The following is a 1,323-nucleotide window of genomic DNA, read 5'->3' as shown; positions in this document are numbered from 1 at the left end:
AGAGAGTGCATCAGTTTCTGAGTCGCAGTCTGTATCTAATTCAGAATCAGCGTCAGAAAGTGAATCAGTAAGCGAATCACAATCAGTGTCTAATTCCGAGTCAGCCTCAGAGAGTGCATCAGTTTCTGAGTCGCAGTCTGCTTCAAACTCAGAATCAGCGTCAGAAAGTGCATCAGTTTCTGAATCACAATCAGTGTCTAACTCCGAGTCAGCGTCAGTAAGTGCATCAGTATCAGAATCACAGTCAGTGTCTAATTCGGAGTCAGCGTCAGAGAGTGCGTCAGTTTCAGAATCACAGTCTGTCTCAAATTCTGAATCCGCTTCAGAAAGTGCATCAGTTTCTGAATCACAATCAGTGTCTAACTCCGAGTCAGCGTCAGTAAGTGAATCAATTTCAGAATCACAATCTGCTTCAAACTCCGAGTCAGCATCAGAGAGTGTATCAGTAAGTGAATCACAATCAGTGTCTAATTCAGAATCAGCGTCAGAGAGTGCCTCAGTATCAGAATCACAGTCTGTTTCAACTTCAGAATCAGCATCAACAAGTGTTTCTGTATCAGAATCACAATCAGTGTCTAACTCAGAATCAGCGTCAGAGAGTGCCTCAGTATCAGAATCACAGTCTGTTTCAAACTCAGAATCAGCATCAGTAAGTGCTTCAATCTCAGAATCACAGTCTGCTTCAAACTCGGAATCAGCGTCAGTAAGTGCTTCAATTTCAGCTAGTGAGTCTGCATCATTGAGTGAATCGCAAAGTACAAGTGCGTCAGTTTCGGCTTCTGAATCAGAATCATTGAGTATATCAAGTTCTTTGAGCGCTTCTGTATTTGAAAGTCAGTCTCAAGCTTTCAGTGCTTCAATTTCTGCAATCATTTCAACTGTTGAGTCTATTTCGAACTCGGCTTCAAGCTTCATTTCAGCTAGTGAATCAATTTCAACATCTAACTCAGCATCATTGAGTGAGTCGGCGTCATTGAGTGCATCTGTTTCAGGCTCACAATCAGTATCTAATTCTGAAAGTACATCTGTAAGTGCTTCAATCAGTGAGTCACAATCAGTTTCAAATTCCGAGTCTGCATCAACAAGTGCCTCTGTCTCAGAATCACAGTCTGTTTCAAACTCAGTTTCTGCGTCAGTCTCAGCAAGCACATCTGCATCGGAATCAGCGAGTGCATCCGCTTCGGTATCTGCATCTGAGTCAGCTTCAGCCTCTGCGTCAGCTTCAGTATCTGCATCAGAATCAGCAAGTGCATCTGAGTCAGCCTCTGCGTCAGAATCAGCAAGCGCATCAGCTTCAGTCTCTGCATCAGAATCAGCGAGTGC

The 1,323-nt window shown here is 43.5% G+C and carries 1 pseudogene; it reads left to right on the top strand.

The annotated features are described in order from the left end of the window. Positions 1–1,323: pseudogene (locus HMPREF2979_RS10105) on the top strand (accessory Sec-dependent LPXTG-anchored adhesin); the annotation flags it as partial.

It is taken from the genome of Streptococcus sp. HMSC078H12, assembly GCF_001814615.1.
Taxonomy (GTDB): domain Bacteria; phylum Bacillota; class Bacilli; order Lactobacillales; family Streptococcaceae; genus Streptococcus; species Streptococcus salivarius_F.
Note: the sequence above shows the minus strand (reverse complement) of the source record. Positions and strands in the feature narration are given on the sequence as shown.